Raw genomic sequence first — 17,266 nt, forward strand, 5'->3', positions numbered from 1 at the left:
GACCCGGCTGTTGAGGAGACCCCGCCCCCATGTCCTTTCTGGAGAGCTTCAGAAGTTCCGCCCCGCTCATGCTCGAAGGGCTGCTCATCACCCTCCAGCTGGCAGTGCTGGCAGTGGTGTTCGCCCTGGCGGTCGGGCTGGTGGTGGCCTGGATGAGGATGAGCCGATTCCGGGTCCTGCGGTGGCTGGCGCAGAGCTACCTCGCCGTCATCCGCGGGACCCCGATGGTGACGCAGCTGTTCGTCATCTACTACGGCCTCGTCACCATCGTCAACATCTCCGCCTTCTGGTCGGCGGTGATCGGGCTCACCGTGCACAACGCGGCCTACATGGCGGAAATCTTCCGGTCCGGGGTGGAATCGGTGCCCAAGGGCCAGACCGAGTCGGCGCGCTCCGTCGGCATGAGCCGCTTCCAGGCCCTGCGGATCGTGGTCGCCCCGCAGGCGTTCCGGGCGATTCTGCCCGCACTGGGCAACCAGTTCATCATCGCGCTGAAGGACACCGCCGTCGCCTCCTTCATCACGGTCCCCGACCTCTTCATGCAGGCGCAGAAACTCGCGGCGTCGACTTACGCACCTCTGACGTACTACCTGATCTCCGCCGTCTACTACCTGATCCTGGTGCTGCTCCTGACGGCCCTGCTGCGACGGCTGGAACGCCGGCACACCCGTTACGCGATCTGAGAGGCGTCCCCCCATGTCACATCCCCGTCCGGCCCCGGCCCCCGCGCCGCTGGTCAGCATGCGGCGGATCCGGAAGACGTTCGGCGACCACGTCGTGCTCCACGGAGTGGACCTGACCGTGCACACCGGCGAGGTCGTCGTCCTGATCGGGCCTTCCGGCGCCGGGAAGAGCACCCTCCTGCGTTGCGTCAACGGGCTCGAACGCATCGACAGCGGTGAGATCGTCGTCGACGGCCGCACGCTGCACTACGAGGAGAAGGCGCTCAACCGGATGCGCCAGCAGGTCGGCATGGTCTTCCAGCACTTCAATCTCTGGCCGCACATGTCGGTCCTGGACAACGTGCGGACCGCCCCCGTCCGGGTGAGCCGCCGGAGCAAGGACGAGGCCAGGGCCTCCGCACTGGACCTGCTGGAGCAAGTGGGGCTCGCGCAGTTCGCCGACCGCTACCCGATGAGTCTCTCCGGCGGGCAGCGGCAGCGGGTGGCCATCGCCCGGGCACTCGCCATGCGGCCCAAGGTGATGCTCTTCGACGAACCGACGAGCGCGCTGGACCCCGAACTCGTCGGCGAGGTGCTCGCGGTGATGCGGGACCTGGCGGCTACCGGGATGACCATGATGGTGGTGACGCACGAGATGCGGTTCGCCCGCAGTGTCGCCGACCGGGTGGTGCTCATGGCGGACGGGGGGATCGCCGAGGAAGGACCGCCGGCCGCGGTGCTGGACCACCCGTCCAGCGAACGGGGCAGGGCGTTCCTCCACCAGGTGGAGGAAGCCTGAGCGGGTCACCGGGCACACGGGCGGGCGAAAGCAGAGGCAGGACGAGGAAACGGATGCGGACAGCATGGTGACAGTGACGGAGACGGGGCACACCGGCCAGGACCTGGTGCGGTACGAGACGCTCGGCCCGGTGGCGGTGATCGAACTGCACCGCCCGGACCGTCTCAACGCGGTCACCGACGCGGTGAACCGTCAGCTGGTCGCGGCTCTGCGACGGGCCGTGGAGGAGGATGCGCGGGTCATCGTGCTCACCGGGGCGGGCCGGGCGTTCTGCAGCGGCCACGACCTCAAGGAACCCACCGCGACGGAGGGCCCGCTGGCCGCCCGGGAGCGGCTGGAACGCCTGCAGGACGTCACCCGGACGATCAAGCGCAGCCCGGTGCCGGTGATCGCGGCGGTCCACGGCTGGGCCGTCGGCGCGGGCTGCGAATGGACCCTGGCCTGCGACCTGGTCGTGGCTGCCGAGTACACCCGGTTCTCCTTCCCCGAGGTGGAGGTCGGGCTCACCGTCACCAACGGGGTGTCCCAGCTGCTCGCCGCGGTCCTCGGACCGCAGCGCGCCAAGTACCTGCTGATGACCGGCACCGTCTTCACCGCCGAGGAGGCCCGCGAATGGGGGCTGGTGAACGAGGTCGTACCGGCCGGGGAACAGCGGCAACGGGCGCTCGCGCTGGCCGGGAAACTGCTGGAGAAGCCTCCGGTGTCCCTCGCCCTCGCCAAGGAGTCCCTCGACCGCGGTCTGGGCGCCGGGCTGGAGGAGGCACTCGCCATGGAGGTGGATCTGTCCATGCGGGTCGTCGGGACCGGCACCCCCGGCCCCGGTGCGGTGCCGCGTCACGGACGGAGGACCACGTGACGGGCGGCCCGCCGGTGCCCGCCGCCCCGCCGACCCTCGGCGCCCTGCTCTCCCGGGCGGCCCGGGACCACGGCGACCGGGTGGCCTGGGTGTTCCCGCACGCCGCCCGGCAGACCTGGACGTTCACCGCGATCGACGCGGCGGTCGACCGGGTCGCCGCCCGGCTCCGCGGCCTCACCTCCCCGGGTGACCGGGTGGCGGTCATGCTGCCCAACGTGCCCGAGTGGCCGCTGGTGTGGCTGGCCGCGGCCCGGTCGGGGCGGGTCGTCGTCCCGGTCAACACCCAGACCAGGAGCGCCGACGCCGCCCACCTGCTGAGGGACGCGGAACCGCGGCTGGCCGTCACCACCGCCGCGCACGCGGACCTGCTCGGGGCCGCCGCCACCGAGGCGGCCGTCCCGCTCACCATCCTGCTCGCCGACGACCTGACGGCCGGCGCGCCCGCGGAGGACGGTGCGGCCGGCGCGGCCCCGCCCGAACCGGCCGAGCACGACGTTGCGGCGCCGGACGACCTGGTGAACCTGCAGTACACCTCCGGCACGACCGGGCTGCCCAAGGGGTGCATGCTGAGCCACCGGTACTGGCTCACCCTCGCGCACGCCCTGCGGGTCAACTTTCCCCGCCTGGACGCCACGGATGTGCTCTACACCGCCCAGCCGTTCAGCTACCTGGACCCGCAGTGGAACGTCGCCGCCGCGCTGCACGCGGGCGCCCGGCTGGTCGTGGCCGACCGGTTCAGCGCAAGCCGGATGTGGTCCGACCTCCGCGCACACGAGGTGACGGTCTTCTACTGCCTGGGCATGATGCCCGCCGCCCTGCTGGCCCGGCCCGCAGACGCCCGGGACCGGGACCACCGGGTGCGGGCGGTGCTGGCCTCCGGCATCCCCACCGACCGGCACCGGGCGCTGGAGGAACGCTGGGGGGTGCCCTGGTACGAGGCGTTCGGCATGACCGAGACCGGCGCCGATCTCATCGTCACCCCGCAGGACCACGACGACACCGTCGGCACCGGATGCATCGGACGGCCGCAGCCCGGCAAGCGGGCCGAGGTCCTGGACTCCACCGGCCGGCCCGTGCCCCCGGGCGAGCCGGGTGAACTGGTGATCTCCGGGACCGGGCTGATGCACGGTTACTGGCGGCAGCCCGAGGCCACCGCGCAGGTCCTGCGTTCCGGACGTCTGCACAGCGGGGACCGGGTGCGGGCGGACGCCTCCGGCCGGATCTTCTACCTCGGCCGGGCCAAGGACATGGTGCGCCGGTCCGGGGAGAACGTGTCCGCGCGGGAGGTCGAGGCCGTCCTCGAAACCCACCCGGGGGTGCGCCTCGCCGCGGTGGTGCCCGAACCGGACCCGGTCCGCGGCGAGGAGGTGAAGGTCTTCCTCGTGCCCGCGGGCTCCGGGCCCCCGGAGCCCACCGCCCTGCTGGACTTCTGCCGGGCCCGGCTGGCTCCGTTCAAGGTTCCCCGCTACTGGTGTGTGCGGGACGGACTGCCCACCACCCCGTCCGAACGGGTGGCCAAGGGCGAGTTGCGGGCCGACCGCGGCCCGTGCTGGGACGCGACGACCGGCACCACGACGTCCTCCGGGACCACGACGCCCGGGGCCACGACGCCCGGGGAAGGAGGACAGCGGTGACCCCCGACGACCGCCGCACCGACCGCCCGGAGAGCCTGCCCGGCTGCTTCCGGACCACCACCGGTGTCGCCTGGGACGAGCTCGACGCGCTCGGCGTGCTGCACCACTCCCGGTTTCTCGTGCACGCCGAGCGTGCCTTCAGCGCGCTGCTGGACTCCCTGGGATACGGCTACGACCCCGATCCCGGGATCCGCCCGGAGCGCCACCACGTGGTGGCCGGCGTGCGGGTCACCTTCAGCCGCCCGCTGGACCGGCCCGGTCCGCTGACGATCGAACAGCAGGTGGAGAGCCTGGGACGGACGAGCCTGACCCTGAGGTTCACCGTCACCGGCGGCGCGGGCGGGCAGGTGCTCGCCGAAGGGGTCCGCACCGTGGTGCACATCGACCGGGCGACGCGCCGTCCCCGGCCCTGGAGTACGGAGTTCCGCGAGCGGCTGCGCGCCGGGCTCGCCGCACTCCCGGCCGGAACGGACCCAGCCGGGTCCGCCGGAGAGGCCGCCCGGTGAGGGCCGACGTCGTCTACCGCAACGCCGTCGTGCTGACCATGGATCCCGGACGCCCCCGTGCCACCGCGTTCGCGACCCTGGGCGACCGGCTGGTGGCGGTCGGCGGGGACGAGGTCGCCGGTCTGGCCGCGGCCCGCACAGTCGACCTCGGCGGCCGGTGCGTGCTGCCCGGCTTCCACGACGCCCACAACCACATGGCCTGGTACGGCATGAACCGGACCGAGCTCGATCTCGGCCCGGGCCGGGTGCGCGATGTCGGCGACGTCTACGCGCAAGTGGCCCGGGAGGCGGCCCGGCGGCGGCCCGGCGAGTGGATCATCGGTGCCGGGTACGACCAGAACCGGATGGCCGGCGGGCATCCCACCGCGGCCCGGCTGGACCGTGCGGCGCCGCACCACCCGGTGTGGCTCAAGCACACCAGCGGGCACATGTGCGTGGTCAACTCCCGGGTTCTCGACCTCTCCGGGGCCACCGCCGCCCCGGACCCGGCCGGGGGACGCATCGTGCGCGACGCCTCCGGCGCACCCACCGGTCTGCTCCAGGAACGCGCCCAGGAGCTGGTGCGCGGCCTGCTCTTCCCGTTCGCTGCCGGCCAACTGGTCCGCGCTCTCGGTGCCGCCGCCCGGGACTACGCCGCCGAGGGGATCACCTCGGTGCAGGAGGCAGGCATCGGCGGCGGCTGGATCGGGCACAGCGGCGTCGAAGTCGCCGCGTACCAGCAGGCCGGGGACGAGGACCTGCTGCTCCAGCGGGTCACCCTCATGGTGGCCTCCGATGTGCTGCACCCGCTCGACGCGCACCGTGACGATCCGTACCGGTCCGGCATCGACCTGGGCATCCGCACCGGCTTCGGCGACGACCGGCTCCGGCTCGGCGCGGTCAAGGTGTTCTCCGACGGCTCCCTCCTCGGCCGCACGTCCGCGATGTGCTGCGACTTCGCCGACGACCCCGGCAACCGCGGCTTCCTGCAGGACGACGAGGACCGGCTCACCGAGACGATCATCGCCGCGCACCGGGCAGGCTGGCAGGTGGCCACGCACGCCATCGGCGACCGGGCCGTGGACGTGGTGCTGGCCGCATACGCCGAAGCGCAGCGGCGGCACCCCCGGTCCGACCCGCGGCACCGGATCGAGCACTGCGCGGTCACCTCTCCGGAGCAGGTCGAGCGCATCGTCCGGCTCGGGGTGATCCCGGTGCCGCAGGGTTCGCTGGTGCGGGAGGCCGGGGACGGCATGGCCGACGCCCTCGGGCCGGAGCGCACCGGCTGGTGCTACCGGGTGCGCAGCTTCACCGACCGCGGTGTGGAGGTCCCCGGCAGCTCCGACCGTCCGGTGGTCACCGGCGCCCCGCTGGCGAACGTGCACACCCTGGTGACCCGGCGCACCCTCGGCGGCCGGGTGCTGGCCCCGGAGGAACGCGTCGATGTGGAGACGGCCCTGCGCGGCTACACCTACGGATCGGCCCGCGCCGCGCACGCGGAACGGTCCCGGGGGATGCTCGGCGAGGGATATCTGGCGGACTTCACCGTGCTCGAACGGGACCCCACGCGGGTACCCCTCGACGACCTTCCGCACCTCACCGTCCTGGCGACCGTGGTGGGCGGCCGCGCCGTTCATGACCTCGGCATACTGACTTAGGGTGGGCTCATGTCCTCGTACGCGCGTCTTCGGTCCAGCGCCCTGGAGCTGTTCGCCACCCGCGGCTTCCAGGCGACCGGCATCCGGGATCTCGCCGCCGGGGCGGGGGTCTCCCTGGCCACCATCTACCACTACATGGACCGCAAGGAAGATCTGCTGGTCCGGCTCATGCGGGAGTCGCTGGAGCGGCTGAACGCCGACGCCCGCACCGTCCTCGCCCAGGTCCACACGCCGGTCGAGAGGCTGGCCGCGCTGACCCTCATGCATGTGCTCGCGCACGGCCTGCGCCGGACCGAAACCGTCGTCGTGGACCGGGAATTGCGCTCTCTCGGTCCGGAGAACCGGGAGTCGGTGGTGTCGCTCCGGGACGAGTACGAGGAGATGTGGGGCCGCCAGCTCGTGGAGGGGGCGGCCTCGGACACCATGTCGGTGCCCGATGTCCGGGTCACCCGGCTCGCGCTGCTCGCGATGTGCACGGGGGTCGCCTACTGGTACTCCGACAAGGGGCAGCTGAGCCAGGAGCAGGTGGCGGCGCTGCACACCGACCTGGTGCTCGCCCAGACGGACGCCCGGCAGGACGGCCACCGGGTCCGTCTCGCGGACCTGAACCTTCCGCCGATCGCCTGGTTCCGTGACCTGGTCGTCCGGGAAGACGGCTGAGCCGGCACTTAGGCCGCTGAGCCTGCCCGCGCCCTCGGCGCAGCCGGCCCGGTGGTCGACGGCGACGGGACGGCCGGGCCGGTTCGCCCGGTGGCGCGCCGCTACTGGCGGGTGCCCCGGGCGGCGTCGAGTGCGTAGACGCAGCGGTCCTTGCTGCTGGCGAAGATCATGCCGTCGGCGGCAGCCGGGGTTCCGGTGATCGCTCCGCCTGTCTCCAGCTTCCAGCTGAGCCGGCCGCCGACGGCGCCCACCGTGTAGAGGCAGTGGTCCTCGGAGCCGAAGTGCACCCGGCCTCCGGTGACGACCGGGGAGCCCACGATGGTGTCCTGCGCACCGAACCGCCACCGCGGGGTGCCGCTGACCGCGTCCAGCGTGTACATGGCGCTGCCGCTCCCCAGATGCACCAGACCGTCGGCCACCACGACCGGCTCGGCGGACTGCCGGGCCTCGGTGGCGATCCGCCACCGGTGGTCCCCGGTGCCCGGGTCGAGGGCGTAGACGGTGCCGAGATAGTCGGCGAAGAAGAGGCCCGCGGGGCCGCCTGCGCGCCCCACGGCGTAGGTCGGCGGGCAGAGCACGGCCGCCGGGGCGTCGAAGCGCCAGCGCTCCGCGCCGGTGCGCAGGTCCAGGGCGAGCACCCGGGAACCGGCACTCACGTACACCACGCCGTTCTGCGCGGGCAGCACGCGCACGGGCACCCCGCCGGTCGTCGCGGCGTCACCCACCGTATGGCGCCACTGCTCGGCACCGGTGCGCGCCTCCAGGGCGTACAGCTCGCCGTCCCCCCAGGTGTAGACGGTGCCGTCGTGGATGACGGGGCCGGTGTCGGGCGCCTCGAAGTCGGTCTGGGCGCCGGACAGCTCCCACAGCTGCTCGCCGTTGCCTGCCTCCCACGCCTGCACCCCGCCTCCCCGGCTTCCGGTGACGACGGTGCCGCGCTCCGCCCGCAGCGAGTAGATCCAGGAGTCGGTGGCCAGCCGCCAGCGGTCCGATCCGTCGGTGGAGTCCAGCGCGTAGAGGCTCGGGCCGTCGGAGGCGAGCACCCGCCCACCGCTCACCGCCATCGACCAGGCAACCTCCCGCGTCTTGAACTGCCGCCGCCCGCTGACCACGTCGAGGACGTGTACTTCGAACGAGGTGACGTACAGCAGACCGTCACGGACCACCGGGGTGCCCCACAGGTCGTTCGCCATCCGGAACCGCCACGGCCGCCAGCGGGACGGAGCGGCGGGCGTCGCCACGCACGGGACGACGGCACCGCCGGGCGGGCGCGACCAGCTCGGCGTCGCGGGAGGGTCCGGCGACTCGCCGCGGGACAGGACGGGACCGGCCGGCTCCCCGGCACCGATCAGCCGCACCGTGCCGTCCCGATCGTCCGGCGGAGGCGCGGTCAGCGGCGCACCCGGCGCGGAACGGACACCGGTCAGCGCCGCGCGCTCCGGGTGCTGCACCGGCGAGGCGGGCGGGGGAGGCGGCGGGGACGCGGAATCCGGGGCGGGCGGGGCGGGATACCTCGACCGGCCTCCCCGGCGGCGCTCGATCAGGGCGACGGCCCCTGGCGGCAGCCAGGCGGAGGCCGTCCCGCTGTCGTCCCCCGAGGCGAACAGGTGCGGAGCGAGCAGGGCCTGCAGATCGGCCGGTGACGGCCGGTCCTCCGGTGACGGCCGCATGCAGGCGTCGATGAGCGAACGCAGCTCGTCAGGCAGGCCCTCCAGGTCCGGGCCGTCGCGCAGCAGCATGAAAACGGTCTCCACCGGATTCGCCCCGTGGAAGGGCGCGTGCCCGGTGGCGGCGTAGACCAGCGTGGAGGCGAGCGAGAAGATGTCGCTGGCCCCGGTGACCCCGCGGGAGTCCCTGGCCTGCTCGGGCGACATGTAGGCCGGGGTTCCCACGGCGACGTTGGTCATGGTGAGCCGGGTGTTGGACACCCCGGAGGCGATACCGAAGTCGATGACGCGCGGGCCGTCCTCGACCACCAGCACGTTCGACGGCTTCAGGTCGCGGTGCACCAGACCGGCACCGTGAATGGACTGCAGGGCTTCCGCGATGCCGGCCGCCAGCCAGCGCACGGCCTGCGGCGGCACCGGGCCGCACTCGCTGACGATCTCCTCCAGGGAGGGGGCGGGCACATAGGCGGTCGCGAGCCACGGCACGGCGGCGCGCGGGTCGGCGTCGACGACCGCGGCGGTGTAGAAGCCGCTGACCGCCCGCGCGGCCTCCACCTCACGGGTGAACCGGACCCGGAACAGCTGATCCTCGGCCAGCTCGGTGCGCACGGTCTTGATCGCCACGCGGCGGCCGGAGGCCGAACGGGCCAGGTAGACCAGCCCCATGCCTCCGGAGCCGAGCCGGCCGAGCACCTCGAACGGCCCGATCCGTCGCGGATCGTGCTGCGTCAGCTGCTCCACCACGTGTTCTGCCACCTCCCCGTCAGGGTGCTCCGCATGCCACCCCCGTGCAGCATCTCATTGCCGACGGGCCCCTGCGGTCCTCGAGGGCCGATTCTTCCTGGCAGGGGCGACAGTTGCGAATCCAGGGGCACCGGAAGCGGCGTGTCGCAGCAGACGCGCGCCCGCGCGGGCATCCTCACCCGGACGGCGGCGGGCGCCGGGTGTTCACCTCGCCGACGCCGGGTGCCACCGCCTTACGGACGTGTCCCGGGGCCGTCGGAGCGGGGGTCACCCCCGTTCGGATGCGGACAAATCGCGCGGTGATCATCGGTCGATAAGCTGACGGCATGACAGGACATGTGACGACTGTCGACGGCCGGGTGGCCGGCCGTCGAGGTCAGGCAACGCGGCAGAAGCTGCTCGACTGCCTAGGGAAAATGCTCGGCTCGTCCCCCTACCGCGAGGTCAAGGTCATCGACATCGCCCGCAAGGCGGGCACCTCACCGGCGACCTTCTACCAGTACTTCCCCGACGTGGAAGCCGCTGTTCTGGAGATCGCGGAGGATGCCGTCACGGAGAGCGCCGAGCTCTCCGAGCTGGTCGCCGGACGCTCCTGGGCCGGGCGGGCAGGGCGGCAGACCGCGGAGGAGCTCGTCGACGGCTTCCTCAGCTTCTGGCGCAAGCACGACGCGATCCTGCGGGTCATCGACCTCGGCGCGGCGGAGGGGGACCGGCGGTTCGTCAAACTGCGGTCGAAAATCCAGGGCGCCGTGGCCAAACCGCTGACGGAGTCGGTGGACGACCTGCGGAACCGGGGGCGGGTGGACAAGGACACCAGCCCGGCGGCGGTGGCCGGCACCGTGACCGCCATGCTCTCCGGGGTGGCCGCGCAGCCCAAGACCCTGCAGATGCTCGGCGCCAAGCAAACCGACCTCAAGACCACCCTGGCGCTGTTCGTCCACCTCGGCGTCACCGGCAGGAAGCCCGCGAAGTGACGGGCCGGGCGGCCGCCACCCGGCTCCTGTCACCGGAGTGCGGCCCGCCCGGTGCCCCACCTGTCCGTTCCGCTGACCTCGCCCGGCCGGCGCCCCGGCGCCGGGGCCCGCAGCCCGGCCCCGGTACAGCCGGCTTCCTGGGCCCCTCACCGCACCCGGACCGAACGGTGCGATCGTCGCCGCAGCTCCGCATGGGCCCGCTCCCCCACCGGGGAGCGGGCCCATGCGTATGCTCATGAGCATGCCCATTTCCGACACGCCCGCCCCCGTCCACGTCATCGGAGCAGGGCCCGGTGGGCTCGCCACCGCGGCCGCCCTGACCGAGCGGGGTGTCCGCACGATCGTCGTGGAGAAGGGCAGCGGGGCCGGCGCCGCCTGGCGCGACCGCTACGACCGGCTCCGCCTGCACACCACCCGCCGATGGTCGGCACTGCCCGGGCTGCCCATCCCCCGCTCCGCGGGCCGCTGGGTGAGCCGGGACGACTACGTCCACTACCTGCGGAGCTACGCCAGGTACTACCGGATCGAGCTGGCCACCGGAGTGGAGGTGTCCCGCATCGAAGCTGCCGGGGGGACGGGCCGCTGGCTGCTGCGGGCGAACGGAGGCCGGGAGCTGCGGGCCTCGGCCGTGGTGGTGGCCACCGGCTACAGCCACACCCCGCACCTGCCGGACTGGCCCGGCCGGGAGACCTGGACCGGCGAGCTGCTGCACGCCCGGGACTACCGCAACGCCGGCCCTTTCGCCGGGAAGGACGTGCTCGTCGTCGGCGCCGGCAACACCGGTGCCGAGATCGCCGCCGAGCTGGCCGCCGAGGGCGCGGGCCGGGTGCGGCTGGCGGTCCGCACACCGCCGCACATCGTGCGCCGCTCCACGCTCGGCTGGCCCGCGCAGGCCACCGGGATTCTCTGCCGACGGCTGCCCGTCCGGGTGGTGGACCGGGCAGCCCGCCCACTGGCCCGCCTGCTCCCCGACCTGACGGACCGCGGGCTTCCCCGGCCGGACACCGGCCTCTACTCGCGGGCACGGGAGGGCGCCATCCCGGTGCAGGACACCGGCCTGGTACGGGCCGTGCGGCGCGGGCTCGTCGAACCGGTGCACGCGGTGGAGGCCTTCGACGGCGACAAGGTACTCCTCGCCGGTGGGGAGACCCTCAGCCCCGAGGTGGTGATCGCCGCCACGGGCTACCGGCGCGGACTGGAGCCGCTGGTCGGGCACCTGGGAGTGCTGGACGGCCGGGGTCTGCCGCTGGTGCACGGCGGGGACACCCATCCGGCCGCCCCCGCGCTGCACTTCACCGGCTACACCAACCCCCTCAGCGGGATGCTGCGCGAACTCGGCCGGGACGCCGCGAGGATCGCCGAGGAGATCCGCCGGACGGCCGGCCACGGCCCCGCCACCACGGCGTCCGGGGAGGCCGACGGCGGCGCGCAGCCCGGCAAGGACCTCCCGGTCGCGTGACACCGCGCCGCCGGGCGGGCGGGGACTCCCGCGGGCTCCGGTGATCAGAAAACGGCCGGGGACGGATGCCGGCTCCGCCGGCCACCGCCCGCCGGCCAGTCGATCTCGCACCACACCCGTTTGCCGGACCCTTCCCGGTGCCAGCCCCAGCGGTCGGCGAGCAGCTCCACGAGCTCGAGCCCGCGTCCGCCCGTGTCGTCACCGCCCGCGGAGCGTCGTTGCGGCGGCCGGCTGCTGCCGTCGACCACCTCCAGCCGCATCGTCCCGGCGGCTCCCGGCTCGGGCAGCCCCAGCCCCAGGCGCAGCACGGCCGGGCGCCCGGTGTGCACCACCGCGTTGGTCACCAGCTCGGAGACGAGCAGCACCAGGGTCTCGGCCCGGCGTCCGTCCGGCACGGGAAACACCGCGTCGAGCTGCGCCCTCACCCACTTCCGGGCCCTGCCGACCTCGATGGGCTCCGGCCCGACCTCCAACTGTGTGTGCAGCAACTGCACCGTTCACACCATCCGAACCGGCGGAAACTTCGCCTCTCACCAGGGCTCGCCCGGGTACGACACCGCTGTCCCGCGGTGCGGCCAGCATGGACGACCCGGAAGCCGGGCAACAAGCACTTCAGGCATATTCCGGCGCAAAGGAGTACGCGTGCTGCCGCTGTACGAGAGCCGGCACGCTCAGTCGAACACCCGGCATCCCGGGCGGGCCGGACGGCGGTCAAGCAGGCAGCGGCTGGGCCGCGGTGTCCACCGCGGCCTCCACGTCGGGGAAGCAGTCGAAGAGCCGGCGCACCCCGAGCGCGGCCAGCACCCGGTTGACGTGCGAGCCGTCCTCGGCTCCCTGCGCGGGGAGGATGAGACGCAGCTGCCCGGCGCAGGAGCGCATCAGCCGCCGCGCCGCGATCAGCACCCCGACCCCGCTGGAGTCGCAGAACATCACGTCCGAAAGGTCGAGGACCAGGTTCCGGTCCCCGTCGGCCACCGCGGCGTGGACGCGCTGGCGCACCGATGGCGAGGTGACCAGGTCGAGCTCTCCGCTGACCCGCAGCACCGCCCATTCACCCCGGTGCTCCGCCAGAACTTTCAACGACACGTAAGCGCAGCCCCTTACCCTCTCGGTCATACCGGACCGGCACGGCCCACCGACTCCACTCTATGCCGGGCCCTCCTTCCGGCCCTCCTCCCGGCCTGCCCACTTTCCGGCCCGGCACGCCTGCCCCGGCCGTCCCGTGCACCCTGTGGCACGCGGACCGGGAGCTGCGCGAAGGCCGGGAAGCACCCCGGGAACGCCCCTCCGGGACCCCGCGGCGCACTACATTTGGCTCATGCCGGGGAGCACGGAAAAGGCGAGAGCCGCCATGGCGCACGAGACGCCGCGCCACTGGGACCGCACCCTGCGGGAGCGGCTGCGGGCCGGCGAGGCCGCGGCGCTCGCCGAGCTCTACGACCGGTTCAGCACCCTCGCCCACAGCATCGCGCAGCGGATTCTGGAGGACGAGACCCTCACCGAGCACACCGTCCAGGAGCTCTTCTGCTCCCTGTGGGAGTCCCCGGAACGCTACGACCCGGCCGAGGGGCCGCTGCGGTCGTGGGTGGCCACCGAGGCCCACCGGAGGGCGCTGGAGTGTCTGCGCGGGAGGGACGGGGCGAGGGGTGCACCGGAGCGGCTGGCCCGGCAGTTGCGCGCCGCCTCCACCGCCGCCCGGGCCGACTACATCGTGACCTCGATGCCCGCACCGCTCCGCGACGCTCTGGAGCTGGCCCGGTTCCAGCAGCGGGACTGCCACCAGGTGGCCGAGGAGCTCGGCATCACCGCGGCGGAGGCCAGGTCGCGGCTGCGGCTCGGTCTGCAGCTGCTCTCGACCGCAGGGGACTACCCGGCCGGCCCCGCAGCGGAGGGCGAGCCGTGACAGCGCACGGGGTCGCCCCCGAGCAGGGGAGCGGCGAAGGGCCGCCCGCCGGGGACGCACCATGCCCACCGGAGCTGCGGGCACTGCTGGGTGCCTGGGCGCTGGCCGCGTGCACCAGGGAGGAGGCGGGCGCCGTTGACCGGCACCTGGCCGGCTGCCCGCCGTGCGCGGCGGAAGGCCGCCGGCTGCGGGAGGCCGCCGATCTGCTGGAGCCGCGCCGCAGCCTCGACATCGCCCCGGGGCTGCGGTCACGGGTGCTGCGGAGCTGCCTGTCACGCCGGTCCGCCCGGGTGCCGGTGCCCTTCTGGGCCGAGCCCTACGACGCGGAGACCGCCCGCCTGGACGCGTTGCTGGACGACATGGCGGAGGCGGAGTGGCGGGCACCGGTGCGGTTGCGCTGGTACATCGCGGACACCGCGACGGAGCGGTGGACCACCGTCGAGGGGGTGCTGGACCACCTGCTCGCGGTGGACGGCCTGCCGGCCCGGGCGCTGGAGCTGCCGGATCCGCTCGGGGCCGGCGCGCCGCGTGCGGCGGTGGCCCGCACCGAGGCCCGCTGGGCCGCCGCCCGGCCGGACATTGCCCGGAGCAGCGGGGCCGGCACGGACGGCGGGCCGCGGGAGTCCCGGCGGATCTGGCGGGCCCAGTCCTGGAGCCTGGTGCGGGCGGCTGCCGAGGCCGGTGGCCGGACCCGGCTCACGGTGCCGTACGACGGGCAGCCCTGCCCGTTGTCCGACGCGTTCGTCGGCCGGGCGCTCGCCTGCTGGGTGCATGCCGGCGACATCGCGGAGGCGGTGGACTACCCCTACGAACCGCCGGCCGGCCGCCATCTGCGGCTGTTCGTCGACCTCACCGCGCGACGGCTGTCCGGTGCGCTGGCCGAGCAGCGCCGGGCCGGCCGGGCGGATTCCCCGGGGCGGCTGATCCCCGCCGGGGACTGCGGCCGCACCGTGCATGTGGAGGTGGAGGGCCGGGGCGGCGGCGACTGGTACATCCCGCTGGACTCCCCGGCCGCGGCCGTCACCCGCACCGCGGCCCGGAACGCGGTGGCCCGCGTGGCGCTGGAGGACACCGATTTCTGCCGGCTCGCCGCCGGCCGGATATCCCCGGAGGACGCCGCGGCCGGCCAGGAGGGTGATCACCGGGTCGTCCGGGACGTCCTGCGGGCGACCGCCGCCCTGTCCCGCCTGTAGCCGGGCCCGGGGTGCCGCCGGCTGCCCGCTCCGTCAGCGGGCAGGCCGGCTGCCGTCAGGAGAAGACCACGGTGCGGTGCCCGTTCAGCAGCACCCGGCGCTCGCTGTGCCACTTCACCGCGCGGGCCAGTGCCTGGCATTCGACGTCCCGGCCGACGGCGACCAGCTGCTGCGGGGAGAGCTCGTGACCGACCCGCTCGATCTCCTGCTCAATGATCGGCCCTTCGTCGAGCTCGGCCGTGACGTAGTGCGCGGTGGCACCGATCAGCTTCACGCCACGGGCGTGCGCCTGGTGGTAGGGCTTGGCACCCTTGAAGCTCGGCAGGAACGAGTGGTGGATGTTGATGATCTGCCCGGACAGCTGCTTGCACAGGTCGTCGGAGATCACCTGCATGTAGCGGGCCAGGACCACCAGCTCGACGCTCTCCTGCCGGACGATCCGCAGCAGCTCGGCCTCGGCCGCCGCCTTGGTGTCCGGCGTCACCGGTACGTGGTGGAAGGGGATCCCGAAGGAGGCGGCGAGCTCGGCGAAGTCGGTGTGGTTGGAGACCACGGCGGCGATGTCGACCGGCAGCGCGCCGCTCCGGGCCCGGAACAGCAGGTCGTTGAGGCAGTGACCGAACTTGCTGACCAGCAGGACGATGCGCATCCGCTCGTCCGCCGGGTGCAGCTGCCAGTCCATCCGGAAGGAGTCGCCGACCGCCGCGAAGCCGTCCCGCAGCCGTTTGACGTCGGCCGGGGTTCTCGAGGTGAACCGCACCCGCATGAAGAACAGCCCGGTGTCGTGGTCGCTGAACTGCTTGCTCTCCTCGATGTTGCAGCCCGTCGTGACCAGGTAGCTGGAGACGGCGTGCACGATGCCCAGCCGGTCCGGGCAGGAGAGGGTGAGGATGAACGAGTCGGACGGTGCGTTACCCATGACGCCATAGCGTGGCACATCCGCGGGTCCGGACGGCTGCCCGTCCGGCTGCCGGTCAGCGGGTTCCCGCCCGGGCGCCGCCGCTCAGACGGAGCGCAGCAGCACCGCCAGCTCGTCCAGGGAACGCGGGGGGACATCGGGGTCCTCACCGTCGTTGACCGCGAGCTGCACGTGCGCGTCCCGGGCGGCCTGCACCGCTTCCGGCCAGGCCTCGTGCCGGAGGTAGGCGCTGACGGGCGCGTCGGCACCTACCTGATGCATGATCCGCAGCATCCGCAGCACCGCGGCGTCGATCAGCGCGGCCTCCCGGGCGTCCCGGAAGATGGTGCCGAGGTACTTCTCGGCGGACCAGTTGTCGAGCCAGGTGTCCTCTACCAGGCGGTAGACGGCGTCGGTGATGTCGCCGTAGCCGGGCACCCCGGCGGCCCAGCAGTCCCGCTGGAACACCGGGTCGGAGAGCATGTGCAGGGCCGAGCGCACCTGGGCGCGCCATCGCCACCAGGGCATGTCGTTGTGCGGCATGCCGCCCATGGTGGTGGACCGACGGCCGCGACGGGAAGAGCTGTCCGGAGCTTGCACGGAAGCGATCGTACGTTCCCCGCCGGCGGCCGGTGCCACGCCCCGGATGTTTGCGCCGGTATCTCCCGGTTGTCCGCCGGTGCCCCGGAGCGGAACCGTCCGGGCGCTCTCCTCCGGGGTCACAGCTCGACCGGCTGCCGTTCCGGCAGCCCGTGCTCACGTGCGACCGGATTCCACAGCGCGGCGGCCCGCTCCTTGGCCGCCGTCGCCTCACCGCTGGCCAGGTAGGCCCGGCCCGTGCTGTCCGTGGCCCGGGCAGTGCCGCGGCGGCAGACCTTCTTCCGGTCCCGGGCCTCCTCACCCCACACGGCAAAGTGCTCGTCGGCCTCCGCCGACGCTTCCCAGGCCTCGGTCAGGGCCTCGGCCAGCTCCGCGTGGCCGGGCAGCGCCCCCACATCGAGCGCGTTGAGGCGGGTGACCAGCCCTTCGCGCTGTCCGGCGGCCTCCCGCAGATCCTCGATGGCCTGGTCGAGGTTCCGGCATTCCTGGACGTCGCCCACCGCGCGGATCACCGTCTCCCGGCTGCCACTGCTGTCCGCCAGCAGCTCCGACAGCTGTTCGGCCTGTTCCCGGACGGCGGCCTCGCCGTCGTTCTCGTCCGTACCGGCCCCCGTCTCGCCGTTTCCGGGGCCCGCACCGTCCAGGGAGCGCCCCTCGATCTCCTCGGTGGTCCCCTCCTCGGTCTCCTCCGCCGCGGCGCCATCACCTCCGCTGAGGGCGGCCCCGGCGGCCAGTCCGACCACCGCGCAGGCCGTGACCACGAGCACCCCGATCACCACGGGCGACGGCCGGCGACGCTGCCGCTGAGCAGCTGCCCGGCGCGCGGCGGCACGCCCCCCGGACGGCCGCCCCTGACCGGGCGGGCCCGCCACCGGAGCCGGCTGCCGGTCGTACAGGTTGTCGAACCCCGGCACCACCGGCATGGCCGCAGTGGCCTCCAGGGACGTCTCCCGGGTGCCGTACGGGCCCGGCGGGCCGTCCACCACCGGCGGGATCACCTCCGTGGCATCGGCGTCCCTCTGAGGCCACGCACCGTGCCCGTGGTGGGGGAACGGCTGCGGCGGAGAGCCCGTG

16 protein-coding genes and 1 pseudogene are annotated in these 17,266 nt (G+C 73.6%); 11 read left to right on the forward strand and 6 right to left on the reverse strand.

Annotation, left to right across the window (positions count from 1 at the left end; all coding sequences use genetic code 11):
* Positions 1 to 29: 29 nt before the first annotated feature.
* From PJ985_RS06065 to PJ985_RS06095, 7 genes are all read left to right on the forward strand, one after another.
* The gene (locus PJ985_RS06065; RefSeq protein WP_271682494.1) at positions 30 to 683 is read left to right on the forward strand and encodes an amino acid ABC transporter permease; all 654 of its coding nucleotides are present in this window, start codon (positions 30 to 32) and stop codon (positions 681 to 683) included.
* Positions 684 to 696: 13 nt separating this feature from the next.
* On the forward strand, positions 697 to 1,461 hold the full coding sequence (locus PJ985_RS06070; RefSeq protein WP_271682495.1) for an amino acid ABC transporter ATP-binding protein: 765 nt from the start codon (positions 697 to 699) through the stop codon (positions 1,459 to 1,461).
* Between the two features lie 64 nt (positions 1,462 to 1,525).
* Positions 1,526 to 2,317 carry an enoyl-CoA hydratase/isomerase family protein gene (locus PJ985_RS06075; protein WP_271682496.1) on the forward strand — a complete coding sequence of 264 codons (792 nt, stop codon included), beginning with the start codon at positions 1,526 to 1,528 and terminating at the stop codon, positions 2,315 to 2,317.
* A complete protein-coding gene (locus tag PJ985_RS06080; RefSeq protein WP_271682497.1) occupies positions 2,314 to 3,951 on the forward strand; it encodes an AMP-binding protein in 1,638 nt (545 codons plus the stop codon). The genes PJ985_RS06075 and PJ985_RS06080 overlap by 4 nt, the downstream gene beginning before the upstream one ends.
* Positions 3,948 to 4,457, forward strand: coding sequence for an acyl-CoA thioesterase (locus PJ985_RS06085; protein WP_271682498.1), 510 nt, complete (start codon positions 3,948 to 3,950; stop codon positions 4,455 to 4,457). Before PJ985_RS06080 ends, PJ985_RS06085 begins: the two co-directional genes overlap by 4 nt.
* Complete coding sequence (locus tag PJ985_RS06090) at positions 4,454 to 6,094, forward strand: amidohydrolase (protein ID WP_271682499.1); 1,641 nt, start codon at positions 4,454 to 4,456, stop codon at positions 6,092 to 6,094. The genes PJ985_RS06085 and PJ985_RS06090 overlap by 4 nt, the downstream gene beginning before the upstream one ends.
* A gap of 9 nt (positions 6,095 to 6,103) precedes the next feature.
* Positions 6,104 to 6,754: a TetR/AcrR family transcriptional regulator gene (locus tag PJ985_RS06095; protein WP_271682500.1), complete on the forward strand. Its 651-nt coding sequence runs from the start codon at positions 6,104 to 6,106 to the stop codon at positions 6,752 to 6,754.
* Positions 6,755 to 6,855: 101 nt separating this feature from the next.
* On the opposite strand, the gene PJ985_RS06100 is transcribed toward PJ985_RS06095, so the two are convergent.
* Positions 6,856 to 9,165, reverse strand: a complete 2,310-nt coding sequence (locus PJ985_RS06100) for a serine/threonine-protein kinase (RefSeq protein WP_271682544.1) — start codon at positions 9,163 to 9,165, stop codon at positions 6,856 to 6,858.
* Between the two features lie 326 nt (positions 9,166 to 9,491).
* On the opposite strand from PJ985_RS06100, the gene PJ985_RS06105 reads away from it, so the two are divergent.
* A complete protein-coding gene (locus PJ985_RS06105; protein WP_271682501.1) occupies positions 9,492 to 10,139 on the forward strand; it encodes a TetR family transcriptional regulator in 648 nt (215 codons plus the stop codon).
* A 241-nt stretch (positions 10,140 to 10,380) separates the two neighbouring features.
* A complete protein-coding gene (locus tag PJ985_RS06110; RefSeq protein ID WP_271682502.1) occupies positions 10,381 to 11,598 on the forward strand; it encodes a flavin-containing monooxygenase in 1,218 nt (405 codons plus the stop codon).
* Positions 11,599 to 11,642: 44 nt separating this feature from the next.
* Here the strand turns inward: PJ985_RS06110 and PJ985_RS06115 are convergent, their stop codons facing one another.
* Positions 11,643 to 12,092 (reverse strand): ATP-binding protein, encoded by a 450-nt coding sequence (locus PJ985_RS06115; protein WP_271682503.1) that lies wholly within the window; start codon positions 12,090 to 12,092, stop codon positions 11,643 to 11,645.
* Between the two features lie 217 nt (positions 12,093 to 12,309).
* Positions 12,310 to 12,684, reverse strand: coding sequence for an STAS domain-containing protein (locus tag PJ985_RS06120; protein ID WP_271682504.1), 375 nt, complete (start codon positions 12,682 to 12,684; stop codon positions 12,310 to 12,312).
* Positions 12,685 to 12,916: 232 nt separating this feature from the next.
* Between PJ985_RS06120 and PJ985_RS06125 the strand changes: the two genes are divergently transcribed.
* Positions 12,917 to 13,501: an RNA polymerase sigma factor gene (locus PJ985_RS06125; protein WP_333909833.1), complete on the forward strand. Its 585-nt coding sequence runs from the start codon at positions 12,917 to 12,919 to the stop codon at positions 13,499 to 13,501.
* Entirely contained in the window at positions 13,498 to 14,694 is a 1,197-nt protein-coding gene (locus PJ985_RS06130; protein ID WP_271682505.1) for a zf-HC2 domain-containing protein, read from the forward strand. Before PJ985_RS06125 ends, PJ985_RS06130 begins: the two co-directional genes overlap by 4 nt.
* A gap of 55 nt (positions 14,695 to 14,749) precedes the next feature.
* Here PJ985_RS06130 and purU read toward each other — a convergent pair whose 3' ends face one another.
* The 3 genes and pseudogenes from purU to PJ985_RS06145 all read right to left on the reverse strand — a co-directional run.
* Positions 14,750 to 15,613, reverse strand: coding sequence for a formyltetrahydrofolate deformylase (gene purU / locus PJ985_RS06135; RefSeq protein ID WP_271682506.1), 864 nt, complete (start codon positions 15,611 to 15,613; stop codon positions 14,750 to 14,752).
* An 84-nt stretch (positions 15,614 to 15,697) separates the two neighbouring features.
* Positions 15,698 to 16,144, reverse strand: a complete 447-nt coding sequence (locus PJ985_RS06140) for an SCO4402 family protein (protein WP_271682546.1) — start codon at positions 16,142 to 16,144, stop codon at positions 15,698 to 15,700.
* 167 nt (positions 16,145 to 16,311) lie between these two features.
* Positions 16,312 to 17,266 (reverse strand): annotated as a pseudogene (locus PJ985_RS06145) (hypothetical protein); the annotation flags it as partial.

The organism is Streptomyces sp. ACA25 (genome assembly GCF_028200735.1).
In the GTDB taxonomy this organism is placed as follows: domain Bacteria; phylum Actinomycetota; class Actinomycetes; order Streptomycetales; family Streptomycetaceae; genus Streptomyces.